We start from the raw sequence: 1309 nt of genomic DNA, 5'->3' as shown, positions 1-1309 counted from the left end.
CGAACTGGTCGTCCCAGTTGCCGCGGGCCGAGGATTTCAGGATATCCCCGACCACATCCTGCGCGCTGGCATGGCCGGCGACAACAGCGGCGGCGAGCGCGGAGGCACCGGTCAGGAAGAAACGGCGGCTGGTTCTCATGGACGTTCCAGACATTCTAGCTGTATCAAATCTCGCTCAGTTCGCTCTACCGGCGGGTTGCCCGCACTCTAAGGTTGGCAATCTTAACAATTAGCCAACCATGTCCCGCATTGTCCGGCCGCCAGAAACGCGCGGCCGCCGCGCCGGTTCCCATGAGCGCAGGTCATTGGCCCGCAGCATCACCCGTATTCTCGCTTTCACCGTGATTATGGCGGCAACGTGGCCTTGGTCCGCGATTTGCAGAAGGCGGGATCATGAAAGGATAAGGACCGGTGCTTTTCGGCACCGGTCCCTGACAGTTCCCTCCGGCCTCGCTTCTTCGGCGCGACTTCAATGTCTCAAGCGCCGGAAGCGGCTTACATGCGGTAAGCGATCGTATCGTTCCAGAAGCGATCCAGCCGCTGCAGGGCGCGGTTCATCTGCTTGAACTCGTCGGTGTTGATGCCGCCGACCGCCTCGATCGAGCCGACATGGCGCTCGTAGAGACCGGCGACGACGTCGGCCACGTCGTTGCCCTTCGGCGTCAGCGAGACGCGGACCGAACGGCGGTCGATGCGCGAGCGCTGGTGGTTGATGAAGCCGAGGTCGACCAGCTTCTTCAGATTGTAGGAGACGTTCGAACCGAGATAATAACCGCGCGAGCGCAGCTCGCCGGCGGTCAGCTCCGAATTGCCGATGTTGAACAGCAGCAGCGCCTGGATGGCGTTGATGTCGGAGCGGCCGTTGCGGTCGAACTCGTCCTTGATCACGTCAAGCAGGCGGCGATGCAGACGCTCCACCAGCTGCAGCGATTCCATGTACAGCGAACGGATCGCCTCGCGGCGGTCGTCGGATACGTTGGCGGTCTTCGCCGCCGGACGCGAATTGATCATTGTCTTTGCCTCTCGTTTGTCGCCCGGTGATTTTTTGTTCTTCACCTTGATCGCGACACTATCGAATACTCATAAAATTCGACTTAAACGCCAGGGCTAACAAGAGCTTACCGGTAAGAGGTTTCGAAAGAGGCTTAACGAACGGTCACGCGAGCAAGAACAATTAACCTAAAGATTTAGCCAACGGTTTTTGGGCAAAGCGCCGACTCGAATTTAGGGCTGCGGAGCCGTCCGGCAAGTTAAAGCGCGTCGCGCTGAAGCGGACTCAGGCGACGCGCTTCAGGTCTTTGTCTGCTGC

Annotated in this window: 2 protein-coding genes; both read right to left on the bottom strand. The window is 59.5% G+C overall.

Features of this window, described 5'->3' with window-relative positions; genetic code table 11:
• Positions 1–139: twin-arginine translocation signal domain-containing protein (locus EOA29_RS44135; RefSeq protein ID WP_127222415.1), on the bottom strand; the 139-nt coding region annotated here is incomplete at its 3' end.
• Between the two features lie 356 nt (positions 140–495).
• A complete protein-coding gene (locus EOA29_RS36775; protein ID WP_126094237.1) occupies positions 496–1011 on the bottom strand; it encodes a MarR family winged helix-turn-helix transcriptional regulator in 516 nt (171 codons plus the stop codon).
• Positions 1012–1309: the final 298 nt, after the last annotated feature.

The organism is Mesorhizobium sp. M1E.F.Ca.ET.063.01.1.1 (assembly GCF_003998155.1).
Lineage (GTDB): Bacteria > Pseudomonadota > Alphaproteobacteria > Rhizobiales > Rhizobiaceae > Mesorhizobium.
Note: the sequence above shows the minus strand (reverse complement) of the source record. Positions and strands in the feature narration are given on the sequence as shown.